10 protein-coding genes are annotated in these 14,202 nt (G+C 65.5%); 4 read left to right on the top strand and 6 right to left on the bottom strand.

The genetic code is table 11. From position 1 onward, the window contains the following. Positions 1-75 precede the first annotated feature (75 nt). The 4 genes from J7I92_RS10210 to J7I92_RS10195 form a co-directional block, all read right to left on the bottom strand. Positions 76-1,173, bottom strand: coding sequence for a sugar-binding protein (locus tag J7I92_RS10210; RefSeq protein WP_214840070.1), 1,098 nt, complete (start codon positions 1,171-1,173; stop codon positions 76-78). A 50-nt stretch (positions 1,174-1,223) separates the two neighbouring features. Next, positions 1,224-2,495 (bottom strand): multiple monosaccharide ABC transporter permease, encoded by a 1,272-nt coding sequence (mmsB, locus tag J7I92_RS10205; protein WP_214840068.1) that lies wholly within the window; start codon positions 2,493-2,495, stop codon positions 1,224-1,226. Positions 2,496-2,540: 45 nt separating this feature from the next. After that, positions 2,541-4,100, bottom strand: coding sequence for a multiple monosaccharide ABC transporter ATP-binding protein (mmsA, locus tag J7I92_RS10200; RefSeq protein ID WP_214840066.1), 1,560 nt, complete (start codon positions 4,098-4,100; stop codon positions 2,541-2,543). Positions 4,101-4,230: 130 nt separating this feature from the next. Then, positions 4,231-5,421, bottom strand: coding sequence for an ROK family transcriptional regulator (locus tag J7I92_RS10195; protein WP_214840064.1), 1,191 nt, complete (start codon positions 5,419-5,421; stop codon positions 4,231-4,233). Between the two features lie 155 nt (positions 5,422-5,576). Between J7I92_RS10195 and J7I92_RS10190 the strand changes: the two genes are divergently transcribed. Both J7I92_RS10190 and J7I92_RS10185 read left to right on the top strand, forming a co-directional pair. Then, positions 5,577-6,998 carry a polysaccharide deacetylase family protein gene (locus J7I92_RS10190; RefSeq protein WP_214840062.1) on the top strand — a complete coding sequence of 474 codons (1,422 nt, stop codon included), beginning with the start codon at positions 5,577-5,579 and terminating at the stop codon, positions 6,996-6,998. Positions 6,999-7,143: 145 nt separating this feature from the next. Continuing rightward, on the top strand, positions 7,144-7,953 hold the full coding sequence (locus tag J7I92_RS10185) for a nitrilase-related carbon-nitrogen hydrolase (protein ID WP_214840060.1): 810 nt from the start codon (positions 7,144-7,146) through the stop codon (positions 7,951-7,953). On the opposite strand, the gene J7I92_RS10180 is transcribed toward J7I92_RS10185, so the two are convergent. Then, positions 7,920-9,596 (bottom strand): PucR family transcriptional regulator, encoded by a 1,677-nt coding sequence (locus J7I92_RS10180; protein ID WP_214840204.1) that lies wholly within the window; start codon positions 9,594-9,596, stop codon positions 7,920-7,922. The two genes, J7I92_RS10185 and J7I92_RS10180, sit on opposite strands and share 34 nt — an antisense overlap. Continuing rightward, entirely contained in the window at positions 9,586-10,794 is a 1,209-nt protein-coding gene (alr, locus tag J7I92_RS10175) for an alanine racemase (RefSeq protein ID WP_214840058.1), read from the bottom strand. Before alr ends, J7I92_RS10180 begins: the two co-directional genes overlap by 11 nt. A 100-nt stretch (positions 10,795-10,894) precedes the next feature. On the opposite strand from alr, the gene J7I92_RS10170 reads away from it, so the two are divergent. Together J7I92_RS10170 and J7I92_RS10165 are read left to right on the top strand one after the other, a co-directional pair. Beyond that, on the top strand, positions 10,895-12,430 hold the full coding sequence (locus J7I92_RS10170; protein ID WP_214840056.1) for an amino acid permease: 1,536 nt from the start codon (positions 10,895-10,897) through the stop codon (positions 12,428-12,430). Next, entirely contained in the window at positions 12,427-14,160 is a 1,734-nt protein-coding gene (locus tag J7I92_RS10165; RefSeq protein ID WP_214840054.1) for an NAD(P)/FAD-dependent oxidoreductase, read from the top strand. The genes J7I92_RS10170 and J7I92_RS10165 overlap by 4 nt, the downstream gene beginning before the upstream one ends. Positions 14,161-14,202: the final 42 nt, after the last annotated feature.

Raw genomic sequence — 14,202 nt, 5'->3', positions numbered from 1 at the left:
GCACCAAACGAAAAGCCCCGGCCCGCCCTCCTCGGGCGGGCCGGGGCTCCCGGCTTGCAGGCGCCTAAGCGCGGACTACTTGGTGATCGGTCCGAGTACCGGATCGTCGACGTAGGCCGTCTTGACGTTGGCGCTCGTGACGATGACCGGCTCCAGCAGGTAGGCCGGAACGGTCTTGACCTTGTTGTTGTAGGACTTGTCGTCGTTGATCTCGGGGGTCTTGCCGGCCTGGATGTCCTTGACCATGGTGATCGCGTGCTCAACGAGCTTGCGGGTGTCCTTGTTGATGGTGGAGTACTGCTCGCCGGCCATGATGGACTTGACTGACTCAACCTCGGAGTCCTGACCCGTGATGACCGGAACCGGCTTGCCTGCGGCCTTGACAGAGGTCATGATTGCGCGGGCCAGAAGGTCATTCGGGGACAGCACACCGTCCAGGGAGGCCGAGCCGTAGCTGCCCGCGAGGAGGGTATCGGCGCGCCTCTGGGCGTTTTCGCTCTTCCAAGCCTGGGTTACGGCCTGTTCGAAGGACGTCTGGCCGGAAAGCACCTTGAGGGTGCCGTCGTCGATCTTCGGCTTTAGTACACTCATGGCGCCGTCGAAGAAGACCCTCGCGTTGGCATCGTCGGGGGAACCTGCGAACAGTTCGATGTTGTAGGGACCGGACGCCTTCTTGGCCTTGAGTCCTTCCAGCAGCGCCTGGCCCTGGAGTTCACCCACCTTGAAGTTGTCGTAGGCCACGTAGTAGTCCACGTTCTCCGTGTTCAGGAGCAGGCGGTCGTAGGCGATGATCGTCGCGCCGGCGTCCTTGGCCTGCTTGAGCTGCGTGCCCAGTTGGGCGCCGTCGATGGCACCGACGATGATGACCTTGGCACCCTTGGTGACCATGGCGCTGATCTGGTTCTGCTGCTCGGACACGCCAGCGTTGGCGAATTGCACGTCAGCCTTGAAGCCAGCTCCGTTCAGGCCGTCATTGAACAGCTTCTCGGCCAGCACCCAGTTTTCGCTGGTCTTCTGGGGGAGCGCGACGCCGATCGAGGAGTCCTTGGGGAACGCCTCGCCTCCGGCGGTTCCTCCGGGGGTGGGGGATTCGGCGCGGCCGCAGGCCGTCAGCGCCAGTGCCGCGATGGCAGCTATTGCTGCTGCCTTTCCTGCTTTACCAATCATTCGCATTTCTTGGTTCGCTTTCTATAGATGGTGTGCGGAGAAATGTGTGGCAGCGCTCAGGCTTCCTTGCGGATGACTTCCTTGGTGGCTGTGGTCTCGTCCGGCTGGAGCTCGGTGCTGGTGCGGCCGAAGTTCTTCATCATCATGCCGATGATCGATTTCTTGCCCTGGGTCTTGTTGTAGACGTCAAAGGCGACGGCGATCAGGAGCACCAGGCCCTTAATGATCTGGGTGAGGTCGGCGCCGACGCCGAGGAGCTGCAGGCCGTTGTTCAGCACGGCCATGACCAGGCCGCCGACGATCGAGCCAATCACGGTCCCCACGCCGCCAGTCACGGCGGCGCCGCCGATGAACACGGCCGCGATGGCGTCCAGTTCCCAGCCCACGCCGTCGAACGGGCCGGAAGCGGTGGAGCGGCCCACGAAGATCATGCCTGCCAGGCCGGCCAGGATGGACATGTTCATCATGACCAGGAAGTTGACCTTCTTGGACTGGACGCCGGAGAGCTCGGCGGCGTGCCGGTTGCCGCCCACGGCGTAAATGTGGCGGCCCACGATGGTCTTGGAGGCGATGAAGCCGTAGATCAAAACCAGCACAGCCAGGATCAGGCCGGGGATGGGGAAGGAGGTGCCCGGGCGGCCGGTGGCGAACAGGTAGGTGGCGTAGAGGATGGCGCCACAGATCAGGACCAGTTTGAGGATCATCACCCAGGCTTCGGGGACTTCGGCGCCGAGCGCGATGGCCCGGCGGCGTGAGCGTACTTCGCTGAAGATCACGAAGGCCACGGCCAGCAGGCCCAGGAGCAGGGTGAGGTTGTTGTACCCGGTGCTGGGTCCTACTTCGGGGAGGTAGCCGGATCCGAGGTACTGGAAATCGTTGGGGACGGGGATGGTGTTGGACTTGCCGACGAACTGGTTGAAGCCGCGGAACAGCAGCATGCCGGCGAGTGTCACGATGAAGGCGGGGATGCCCACGTAGGCGGTCCAGAACCCTTGCCAGGCCCCGATCAGCGCTCCCAAGGCCAGGCCAAGCAGCACACCGGCGTACCAGGGGATGCCCCAGTCTCGGATGGCCAGGGCGACGGCGACGCCTACGAAGGCGGCCACGGAGCCGACGGAGAGGTCGATATGGCCGGCGATGATCACCAGGACCATACCGATGGCCAGGATCAGAATGTAGGAGTTGCCGTTGAAGAGGTTGATGACGTTGCCCGGTGTGAGCGTGCGGCCCTCAGTGAAAATCTGGAAAAAGACGATCAGGGCAACCAGGGCGAAGATCATGCCGAATTGGCGGGTATTGCCGCCAAAGAGCTTCTTGAGCGCGTTCATTGTTTCGGTCCTTGTGTCTGGAAGGTTCTGGACATATCCAGAGGGTCAGGCGGCGGTCTTACGGTCGGATGTCATGAGTTTCATCAGGCTTTCCTGGCTGGCGTCATCCTTGTCCAGGACGCCGGTGATGGCGCCTTCGAAGATGGTGTAGATGCGGTCGGAGAGGCCCAGCAGTTCGGGCAGCTCGGAGGAAATCACGATCACTCCCTTGCCTTGGTTGGCCAGCTGCTGGATGATGCCGTAGATCTCGTATTTGGCGCCCACGTCGATGCCGCGGGTGGGTTCGTCAAGAATCAGCAGATCGGGGTCGGTGAACATCCACTTTGCCAGGACCACCTTCTGCTGGTTGCCGCCCGAAAGCTTGGCGACGCCTTCTTCCACTGACGGCGTCTTGGTGCGGAGGGACTTGCGGTACTGCTCCGCTACGGTGAACTCCTTGTTGAGGTCCACTACGTTGCGCTTGCTTATCTTCTTCAGGTTGGCCGCAACGGTGGTGGTCTTGATGTCGTCCAGGAGGTTCAGCCCCAGGGACTTCCGGTCCTCCGTGACGTACCCGAGGCCGGCGTCGATCGCCTGGCGCACACTGCGGAGGGTGATCTCCTTGCCCTCTTTGTAGATGCGCCCCGAGATGAAACGTCCGTAGGAACGGCCGAACACGGACCGGGCGAGCTCAGTGCGGCCTGCGCCCATGAGCCCGGCGAAACCCACAATCTCGCCGCGGCGGACGAAGAAGTTGGAGTTCTTGCAGACCATCCGATCCTGGATTTGCGGGTGGCCCACGTTCCAGTCCTTGACCTCGAAGAACACATCGCCAATCTTGGGCTCGTGATCCGGGAAGCGCGATTCCAACGTCCGGCCAACCATTCCCTTGATGATGCGGTCCTCGTCAACCCCTTCGGCCTTCACATCGAGGGTCTCGATGGACTTGCCGTCACGGATGATGGTGATGGAGTCCGCGATCTGCTCGATCTCGTTAAGCTTGTGGGAAATGATGATGGACGTGATGCCGCGGCCCTTGAGCCCCAGCATGAGGTCCAGCAGGTGTTGGGAATCGGATTCGTTCAGGGCGGCCGTAGGCTCATCCAGGATCAGCAGCTTCACGGACTTGCTCAGGGCCTTGGCGATTTCCACCAGCTGCTGCTTGCCGACGCCGATTTCCTTGATGGGAGTGTCGGGGTCGTCGCGCAGGCCCACCCTGGCCAGCAGCTCCCTGGAGCGGGTCCGGGCCTCGGCCCAGTCGATCACGCCCCGTTTGGTGGGCTCATTGCCCAGGAAGATGTTCTCCGTGATGGAGAGCTCGGGGATGAGCGCGAGCTCCTGGTGGATGATCACGATGCCGGCGTGCTCGCTGGCGCGGATGTCCTTGAACTGCTGGACCTCGTTCTGGTAGACGATGTCTCCCGAATAGCTGCCGTACGGATACACGCCGGACAGGACTTTCATGAGGGTGGACTTGCCGGCGCCGTTCTCACCACAGATTGCGTGGATCTCGCCGGCCTTCACCCGAAGGCTCACCTCGGACAAGGCTTTAACGCCGGGGAATTCCTTGGTGATGGAGCGCATCTCGAGAAGGATCGGATCGCTTTGCGTGGTCTGGGACGTCATTTGCCCTTACGCCTCCAATGCATGACTTCGTTGTCCGCCCCGCAAACCGCAGGGCCGTCTGATGAAAAAGTAAACTGGATCACAACCCTTGTCGTCAAGTCTTTAACGCAACGGCCAGATAACGAAACGATCAGGATCTACGGATCCCTGCGTGCTGGAAGACGAGTGCCGCCGCCCCCAGAGCCTCGGCGCGGTCACCCAGCGAGGACATCGTCAGGGTGGTGGTCTCGCCGATGACGGGTACCGCATGGCGTACAAGTCCCCGCCGGATCGGGTCCAGCAGCAGGTCGCCCAGGCCCGCCAGCGGACCGCCGACGACAATGACCTCGGGGTTGATGAGGTTGGCCACGTTGCCCAGGGCGCGGCCCACTGCCAGACCCGCATCATCCACAACCCGAAGGGTGGCCGAGTCCCGCTGAAGCGCCTTGCGGACAATGTCTTCAGCGCTCAGCGGCTTCTCCTCGCCGCGGCCGAGGAGCTCGACCATGGTGGTGGTGGAGGCGATGGTTTCCAGGCACCCCCTGTTTCCGCAGCGGCAGATGAGGCCGTGTTCGTGGATGGTCGCGTGGCCGATTTCGCCGGTGATGCCCACGTGGCCGTAGTACGGGGCGCCATTCAGGATCAGGCCGGCGCCGATGCCCGAACCGATCTTCATGAACATCAGGTTGCTGATGCCGCTGTGGGGTCCCCAGGTGACTTCGGACAAGGCCCCGAGATTGGCGTCGTTGTCCACAAAGACGGGGAAATTCAGCGTGTCCTCGAGGTGCTGGAGGATGTTGATGCCGACCCATTCGGGGAGGATGGCACCCTGCGCCACAGTGCCTGTGCGGCGGTCGATCGGGCCGGGGATTCCGACGCCGGCACCCACCACCGCGCTGCGTTCCACGCCGCTTTCCGCCAGCAGTTTGGCAAGGAGTTCGACGGCGGCATGAATGCCTTCGTCCGCGTGGTGGCCCAGCGGCAGCAGTACCGATTCCTCGGCGATGATGTGGTAGCTCAGTGTCGCCAGGACCACCCGGAGGTGCCGGCGGCCGAAGTCGATCCCGACAGCAACGGCCCCGTTGCTGTTGAGCCTGACGTTCAGCGCCCGGCGGCCTGAGCTGGTGATCGGTTCCGTGGACGCCAGCCCGGCGTCCTGCATGATTTTGACGATGTTGGAGACCGTGGCCGTGGACAGGCCCGTCTGCCGTGCGAGTTCAGCCTGGGTGGACGGACCGTTCAAAAGGCACTCGATGATCCGTTGCTGGTTCAGGTGCCTCAATGCGGACTGTGAACCCGGGTTTTTGGTTCGGCTCCTCGTTGAGCGCGGTGTTGAGGGCATGGAATGAAGAGTGCACCATCTGCACCGTTGTAGTCAAGAAGTTAACGCAATGATCATCGGTAGTTTTGCCGGCAGGCTGGTGACGGGTTTCATGTTCCGGAGTTATTATCAGGTAAGGCCCAACCGGGCACTCCCACACTCAGGGGCTGGAAGAAATGAAGCCTCGCAGACTCCTCACAGCCGTCATGGCCGCTATCGCCCTCGTACTCGGAAGCACTGGTGCCGTCGAGACGGCTAAGGCAGCGCAAATAGCCGACGGGTACTACCTGCTTGAATATTCCGGAGTAATTTACCGGGTGAGCGGTGCCTCCATCCGCAGCATCACGTACGAGGAATGGGCGGCAGCCGGATTTCCGGCGCCCCGGCCCGCGCCTACCGATTACGTGAAGTATTCGTGGGCCCCGACCATCAGTGCGGTGACCTACTTCGACCCCGACAGCAGCGCTTCGTGGCTCTGGGAGCCCCTCGATTATGCGTCATGGCAAAGGGCAGGGGCGCCTGCGCCGCGGACAGTGGCGTACGTCGGCGGCAGCTACTTCTACCAGTGGGGAACTTCCACCCAGATCCTGGTTGAGGAGCCGGGCAAGGCGCGGCACGTGCTCAGCTACCCGGAGTGGGAGGCCTCCGGATTCCAAGGGTTCGACCGCCGGCACAATGAAGGCTTCCTGAAACTGTCCTGGACGAGCACGATCGCCCGGATGTCAGACCTTGCCACCGGAAAAGGTGCCCCCATTACCTATGACCAATGGCGTGAGCAAGCATTCCCCGCCCCACGGGTGGTGAACCGGGTGACCGGGGACCAGTTCTTCCGTGAATACTTAAGCAGCACCATCTGGTACGCGGGTCCCACGGAATACAGGCCCATCAGCTTCGCCGAATGGCAGTCGGCAGGAAGTCCGGCGCCGCTGGTTATCAATGTGCCTGCGACTTGGGGAGTTCCCGCCCAGTGGCGTGGCGTGGATCTTGAGCGGATCCAAACCAACCGGCCGGTTGTGGCACTGACCTTCGACGCCGGAGCCTCGGACACCGGCGTCCGCTCGATCCTTGACACCCTGGCCCGGTACGACGTTGACGCTACATTCTTTGTCACCGGAGCATTTGCCCGGAGTTATCCGCAAGCGGTCCGGGCGATGGTGGCGGGCGGCCATCCGGTGGGCAATCACAGCGACACCCATCCCGACTTCACCACCCTGACCAACGCACAGATAGCCGCGGAACTCACTGCTGCAGACGGGTCGGTCAAGGCCGCGATCGGCCGTGGAACCGTACCGTTGTTCCGCTTCCCCTTCGGCGCCCGGACTCCGGCGGACATCGCCGTCGTCAACGACGCCGGTTATGTGGCGTTCCGCTGGACCGTGGACTCCCTGGGCTGGCAGGGCACAAGCGGCGGGCGTTCCGTGCCGTTCGTGCGCGACCGCGTTCTTGCTGCGGCGACTCCCGGTGAGATCGTTTTGATGCACGTGGGTGCCCATCCAACCGACGGGTCCACCCTCGACGCCGACGCGCTGCCGTCGATCATCGAGGGGCTGCGTGCGCGCGGGTATGAATTCGTCAGCCTCTCCTCGCTGGTTCCCTGACCACACCCGGGCGCATTGCCCGCAGCTGTCCCGCCACGGGTCAAAATGTCCTGACAGCCGTCCGCGCCGCCTCGGTACGCTCAAGGAAGGCCGGGAATGACCGGCGACCGGAATGGGCCGGTGACAAGACTGAGGAACGGTGGTAATGGTGCTGCTGGCGCTGATGCAGGCGAACTCCGCCGTGCTGAACGTGGAAGCCAACTGCGGGACGGTGGATCAGGCTGCCCGGGCGGCCGCCGCGGCCGGAGCGAAAGTGCTGCTCACTCCGGAACTGTTCCCTGTGGGGTATGCCCCGCTGCGGGTCCGCTCCGGGCTGGACCCCGCCGTCCTGCCCTCCCTCAGGCGGGAGCTCGCCGGGATTGCGCGGCGGAACAGCATCGGCCTGGTCTACAGCCTGCCCGCCGTGACGGCAGACGGCAGCTGGCAGATCACCTCCACGCTGGTGGACCACGACGGCGCCGAGCTACTAACGTACGCCAAGGTTCACCTGTTCGGCGGGGAAGAGCGCCAGGCGTTCAGCCCGGCGGCTGAACCTCCCGCCGTCGTGGATTTTCACGGGATCAAAACGTCCATGGTGATCTGCTACGACGTCGAATTTCCGGAATCCGTGCGGGCGGCCGCCGTCCGCGGCGCCGAATTGCTCCTGGTTCCCACGGCCCTGTCGGCGGGGTTCGAGTCCGTCCCGCAGGTCCTGTTGCGGGCCCGGGCCCTGGAGAGCCAGCTGACCGTGGCGTATGCCAACCACTCGGGGACCGAAGACGGCTGCGAATTCCTGGGCGGCAGCGTCATTGCCGGCCCCCACGGCGCCCTGCTGGCCGAAGCGGGAACGGCGCCGGCGCTGCTGTACGCGGAGGCGTCAGCAGCAAGCGCCCGCGACGCGCGGGAGGAAGTGCCGTACCTCCGGGAACGCCGGCCGGAGGTCTACCGCGGCTGGGAATCTTCGTCCACGTACTGAAGTGCAAACCAGAGCTCGGCGCGCACCTGGGCCTGGTTGAGGTCGGTGTCCAGCAGCTCGGCCAGCCCGTTGATTTGGCGGCGGACACTGTTGCGGTGCAGGCCCAGTGCCTTCGCCGTTGCGTCCCAGCTGCCGTTCTCGCCCAGCCATGTCCGCAGCACAGCCAGCTGCGCGGACCGCCGCTCGGGATCCTCCTGGCCAAGCACCGGTTCCAGGAGCCGGGCCGCCAGCATGGTCCCCGCTTCGCGGCCCAGCAGTCCTGCCACGGACCAGGTCACCTCGTCCACCCGGGCGCTTCTCCCGGTGGCGTGGACCCGTGCCCGCAGCGAGGTGACCCGCTGGTAGGCGGACGCCAGGCCCTGGAACTCGGTGGCATCGCCGATCACCAGCCGCCAGCCGAGTTTTTCCGTTTCCGCCAGCAGGGCGTCATCAACCTTGAGCCTCGTGATGGCGGCGAAACCGTAGTCGGTGATTTCCACGAGTTTGGTGTCGAACATCCGGCGCCACTGCAGGAGTTCCCGCACGGGGCTTTCGCCCGCACTCCAGCCGGCGTCCGCCTTGACGCCCTGGACAACCCGCAGCGGTGCCGAGCGCGTGGACGAAATGCTCTGTGCCAGCAGGTCCTTGAGCCCGTTCACATGCTTGGTGCCGCCCGAGCCCGCGGTTTCCGGGTGCAGCAGCAGCGCCGTCGCCAGCTGGCTCGGAGCCAGCGAACCGCTGGTACGCTGCCGCACCAGCAGTTCCAGGAGCCCGACGACGGAGGACACGACGCTGTTCTGCGCCGGGGTGAGCGGCGCGGCGGCTCCCAGGACCAGCGCGCCCAGGTTGGCGTCCCGGGTGCTGCGGAGCGGATGTCCGAACACCACGGACGCGGGTTCGGCCAGGGACTCCATTTCCACCCGCGGGCCGCTGCCGGCCAGCAGCCGTCCCAGCAGCGGCTGCAGGACGGAAAGTTCGACGGCGGCGGGCGGGTTCAGGCTTCCGTTCCCGCTAATGGCGCCGCTGCCGGCACCTCCGCTTCGGGCTGTTCCACTGCCGGCGCCGCCGCTTCCGGGGGCCGTGGCCCGGGCGCGCGTCCGCCCGTCCGCGCCGACGAGCAGGGCCCAGACCGGAACGCGCTGCACCAGCGCGGCAAGGAGCTCGTGCTCCGGCCGGGCCGACAGGACCGCCCGCATCAGTTGCCGGTTGGTGTCCGCCAGCTGCCGGAAAACCCTGGCGTTGTCCGATTCCAGCAGCTGCGAAAATTCCAGACCGATCGCGGCGAACGGTACAGTCTTGGGAACCTCCAGCAGCGTCAGGTTGTGGCGCCGGCAGGCAGCAACCAGAGTCTCCGGAACGGCGTCGAAGTATGGTTCCAGCCCGAAGCCGAGGGCGCCCACGCCGGCGCCGACCAGCCTGCTCACGTAGGCGTCCACCTTTTCGTCGCCGCCCCCGTCGCCGAGGAACGGCAGCCCGGCGGTGAGGATGAACTCGCCGTCCACCAGGTAGGGCGTCGGATCGTCCAGCTCGCTGGGCTCCACCCAGCGGAGCGTTCCGCTGCCGTTCCCGCCGTCGTGCAGTATTTTCAGCTCCGGCGGGAGCTTCTGCAGGAACTGTTCCAGGGTGACGAAACCGAGCCGCTCGGCGGCAGCCTCAGGCGCCAACGGGACCACCGGCCTCCTGGTAATCAGGGCACTCGTACACCCGCGGCAGGCGCGGCGCGATCCGGTTGATGATCTCATCCCCGTGGCTGCCGATCGCCGCACCCCAGTCGTCGGCGCTCGCCGCCCCCGTGGCCGGGGCGCCAAATAGCACGGCTGTGTCACCAACCGCGACGCCGTTGAGGTCCGGTCCCAGGTCCACCATGAACTGGTCCATGCAGACCTTTCCGATGACCGGCACCCTGCGGCCGCCCAGGAGGATCAGGCTGCGGCCCGAAATGCCTTTGGGGATGCCGTCCGCGTAGCCCAGCGGGATCAGTCCCAGGTACCTGGGCTCATGCGTGATGGCCTGGTGCTCGTAGCTCACGCCGGTTCCCGCCGGTACTTTCTTGACCAGCACCACGGGCGCCGTGACAGTCAATGCCGGGCGCAGGCCGAAGTCCGAGGGAGCCAGATGGTCCGCCGGTGCCAGCCCGTAGAAGGCCAGGCCGGCCCGCACCATGTCGAAGGCGAATTCCGGCCGGTCCAGGATGTTGGCGGAGCTCGAAACGTGCCGGAGGGCGGGTTCAAGTCCGGCTGCCCTGGCCGCGCGGACAGCTTCTTCGAAGGAGTCCACCGCCGCCACGTTGGCCGGGTGCGCGGGGACATCGGCCCAGGCAAGGTGCGTCCACACGCCCCTGACGGACAGGGTTCCGGCAACCTCGGCGCTGCGGGCGGCAGCAACCAGCTCCGGCCAGTCCTCCGCGCGGGCCCCGCCGCGGCTCAGCCCGGTGTCCAGCTCCAGATGGACGACGGCGGGACGGCCCAGGCGGCTGGCGATGCCGGCCACGACGTCCAGCTGGGCGACACTGCCCAGCGACACGTCGACGTCGTACTCCAAAGCCTCCCTGATCGTTTCGCTGGACGCCGCCGCGAGGTAGAGCCAGGAGAGCACCGGGGCGGTGATGCCCGCCCGGCGCAAGGTGATTGCCTCATGCAGCTGCGCTGTGCCCAGCCAGTCCGCACCCGCGGACAGTGCCGCGCGGGCGACCTCGACCAGCCCGTGGCCGTACGCGTTTCCCTTGACCACGGCCATGAAATGGGCCGCGGCGGAGCGTTCACGGAGCGTGCGGATGTTGCGGGAAATAGCGGAAAGGTCAACGCTGACCTGCCCGGTAAGGGCCGCTTCCAATGGGCCTTCGGTGTGTGCATTAAGTCTCATGCCAGAATACTATAGGGCATTTTGCACAACACGAGAGGTAGCTCACAAACCTAAGCTTGACCGGGGGAAACCGACAACTACTCACGAACGGAAGTCAACGATGACTGTGCCAACACTCACCGGCCGGCCGCCGGCAGCTGCCCCCCGCCCGGGCCTGGCTGCGCAACTGCTGCGCCGCAAGCCGATCGGCCAGATGGTCAGCGAAGCCGAAAACGGCCATGGCGGCACCGGGCTGGTCCGCAGCTTCGGCGTTCTGCAACTGACCATGATCAGCGTCGGCGCCACGCTAGGGACCGGCATCCTGGTCATCCTGGGCGAATCCGTGCCCCTGGCCGGTCCCGCCATCTGGATTTCGTTCGCCATCGCCGGCCTGGCCGCCCTGCTCTCGGCGGTCTCCTACGCCGAGATGGCCGGGCTGGTCCCGGTGGCAGGCTCCAGCTACTCCTACACGTACGCCACCCTGGGCGAAGGCATGGCCTGGATCTGCGGCTGGTGCCTGGTGCTGGAGTACGCCGTGTCCGTGGCGGCAGTGGCTGTGGGGGCGGGCCAGTACGTCAACGAGACCCTGGCGGTCTTCGGGCAAGTCCTGCCGGACGCCGTCTCGCAGCCACCGGGAGACGGCGGAATCATGAACATCCCGGCGATGATCATTGTTGTCCTGGCCACAATCCTGCTGGTCCGCGGGGCCAGGGAAAGCGCCTGGATCAACACCGCAATCGTGGTGGTTAAGGTCGCTATCCTCCTCTTCTTCTGCGCCGTGGCGTTTACCGCCTTCAACGCAGGCAACTTCGAGCCGCTCCTGCCCATGGGCGCTGCCGGCGTTTCAGCCGCCGCTTCCACGGTCTTCTTTTCCTACATCGGTTTCGACGCCGCCTCCACCGCCGGCGAGGAGGCCCGCAACCCCAAACGGGACCTGCCGCGCGCCATTATGCTGTCGATGCTGATCGTCACCACCATCTACGTCCTCGTAGCGGTCGCCGCCATCGGCGCCCGCCCCTGGGGCTGGTTCGACGGCACCGAGGCTGCGCTGGTGAAGATCCTCGAGGAAACCACCGGGCAGCCGTGGATCGCGGTTGTCTTCGCCGTCGGCGCCGTCCTGGCCATCGCCAGCATCGTCCTGACCGTCCTCTACGGCCAGACCCGCATCCTGCTCTCGATGGCCCGCGACGGCCTCATCCCCAGGATCTTCGGCCGCGTCTCGTCCCGCACCGGCACCCCCGTTGCAGGCACGCTGATTGTGGGCTTCCTCGTGGCCCTCACAGCCGGCCTGGTGCCGCTCGGCGACCTGGCGGACGCCACCAGCATCGGTACCCTGTTCGCCTTTGCCCTGGTCAACGTTGCCGTCATCTACCTGCGGCGCAACCGGCCGGAACTCAAACGCACCTTCCGTGTCCCGCTGTTCCCGCTGACGCCCATCCTCGGCGCGCTCATGTGCGCCTACCTCATGGCTAACCTCGGGGCCGAGACCTGGCTGGTCTTCGGCCTCTGGATGCTGGTGGGCCTCGCAGCCTACTTCGGTTACGGCCGGCGCCACTCAAGGGTGGCGGCGCTAAGCCACGAGGAATACCGTGAACTCAGCGGGCGCGACACTTCAACACCCTCCACCACCGAACCGACGAAGGCAGACCTTTCATGACCATCGCCACCGAACTGCCGGCAAACAATCCTGCTGCGGCCGCTCTTGAAACCGCGACGGCCGGCACCCTGCCGGAGGCGGGCGCGGCCCCGATCACCATGCTGAACCCGGACTTCCCGTTCAGCTATGACCACTACCTCGCCCACCCCGACGGGCTCGGTTCCGTGCCGCCCGAACTCTTCGGGACCGAAGTGGCAGTGGTCGGTGCAGGACTCTCCGGCCTGGTCACGGCCTACGAACTGATGAAGCTGGGACTCCGCCCGGTCATTTACGAAGCCGACCAGATCGGCGGCCGGCTCCGCACTGCCAGCTTCCCCTCGGCGCCGGGCGTCGTGGCGGACCTCGGCGGGATGCGGTTCCCGGTGTCCGGCAAGTCCTTCTACCATTACGTGGACCTGCTGGGCCTGAAGACCCAGGAGTTCCCCAACCCGCTGGCCCCCGCCACCTCAAGCACCGTGATCGAACTGGCCGGGAAGAAGCACTATGCCAGCACCCCGGCGGACCTGCCGCCGTTCTTCCGCGAAGTGGCGGACGCATGGAAGGCAGCCGTGAACGACGGCGCCAAATTCAGTGAGATGCAGGAGGCCATCCGGGCTCGGGACACGGCCAGGATCAAGGAGATCTGGAACGAACTCCTACCCCTGATGGACGAGCAGACGTTCTACGGCTTCATCGCCGCCAGCGAGTCCTTCAAGGAAGCCGGCTTCGCCCACCGCGAGGCGTTCGGGCAGGTGGGTTTCGGCACCGGCGGCTGGGACACCGACTTCCCCAACTCCATCCTCGAAATACTGCGCGTCGTTTATACGGACGCCGATGACCAGCACCGCTTCATAGCCGGCGGGGCGCAGCGGCTCCCCGAGGCACTGTGGCAGCACTCGCCGTCGGGCATGGCGCACTGGCCGGAAGGAACGTCACTGGCGTCACTGCACTCAGGTTCCCCGCGCGGCGCCGTGGACCGGATCGGCCGCGATGCCAACGGCGACCTCCGCCTGCGCGAACGCTGGGGCCGGGAAGCGAGCTATCCCGCCGTCGTCACCACGTGCCAGTCCTGGCTGCTGTCCACTCGGATCCACACGGAGGAGGCCTTGTTCCCCGCAGAGCTGTGGACGGCGATCGAGCGCTCGCACTACATGCAGTCCTCCAAGACCTTCGTGATGGTGGACCGGCCGTTCTGGAAGGACACCGATCCGGAGACCGGCCGCGACGTGCTGTCCATGACGCTGACGGACAGGCTCAACCGCGCCACCTACCTACTCGACGACGGCCCGGACAAGCCTGCCGTGATCCTGCTTTCCTACACCTGGAACGACGACGCCCTGAAATGGCTGGCACTCGACGCCGACCAGCGGGTGGAGCTCATGCTGCACTCGCTGGAGCAGATCTACCCGCGCGTGGACATCGCGAGCCACATCATCGGGCAGCCCATCACGGTTTCGTGGGAGGCGGACCCCAACTTCATGGGAGCGTTCAAGGCGAACCTGCCCGGGCACTACCGCTACCAGCAGCGGCTGTTCACGCACTTCAAGCAGGACAAACTGCCGGAAGCCCAGCGCGGGATCTTCCTGGCCGGCGACGACGTTTCCTTCACCGCCGGCTGGGCCGAGGGCGCTGTCACCACCGGCCTGAACGCCGTGTGGGGCGTGGTGAACCACCTCGGCGGGTCCTCCTCACCGGGCAACCCCGGCCCGGGGGAACTGCTCGACGCCCTGGGCCCGATCAGCCTGGACTGAGGTCGTGCGACGCACAAACGGTCCTGGGACACCGGTATTCAG

The organism is Arthrobacter sp. ISL-72, from assembly GCF_018613755.1.
Classification (GTDB): domain Bacteria; phylum Actinomycetota; class Actinomycetes; order Actinomycetales; family Micrococcaceae; genus Arthrobacter.
This window is presented reverse-complemented; position numbering and strand designations above follow the sequence as displayed.

Excerpts from the sequence above, each read along its gene's own strand:
- J7I92_RS10210 (WP_214840070.1), bottom strand. The coding sequence starts at position 1,173 with ATGCGAATGATTGGTAAAGCAGGAAAGGCAGCAGCAATAGCTGCCATC.
- mmsB (WP_214840068.1), bottom strand. The coding sequence starts at position 2,495 with ATGAACGCGCTCAAGAAGCTCTTTGGCGGCAATACCCGCCAATTCGGC.
- mmsA (WP_214840066.1), bottom strand. The coding sequence starts at position 4,100 with ATGACGTCCCAGACCACGCAAAGCGATCCGATCCTTCTCGAGATGCGC.
- J7I92_RS10195 (WP_214840064.1), bottom strand. The coding sequence starts at position 5,421 with ATGCCCTCAACACCGCGCTCAACGAGGAGCCGAACCAAAAACCCGGGT.
- J7I92_RS10190 (WP_214840062.1), top strand. The coding sequence starts at position 5,577 with ATGAAGCCTCGCAGACTCCTCACAGCCGTCATGGCCGCTATCGCCCTC.
- J7I92_RS10185 (WP_214840060.1), top strand. The coding sequence starts at position 7,144 with ATGGTGCTGCTGGCGCTGATGCAGGCGAACTCCGCCGTGCTGAACGTG.
- alr (WP_214840058.1), bottom strand. The coding sequence starts at position 10,794 with ATGAGACTTAATGCACACACCGAAGGCCCATTGGAAGCGGCCCTTACC.
- J7I92_RS10170 (WP_214840056.1), top strand. The coding sequence starts at position 10,895 with ATGACTGTGCCAACACTCACCGGCCGGCCGCCGGCAGCTGCCCCCCGC.
- J7I92_RS10165 (WP_214840054.1), top strand. The coding sequence starts at position 12,427 with ATGACCATCGCCACCGAACTGCCGGCAAACAATCCTGCTGCGGCCGCT.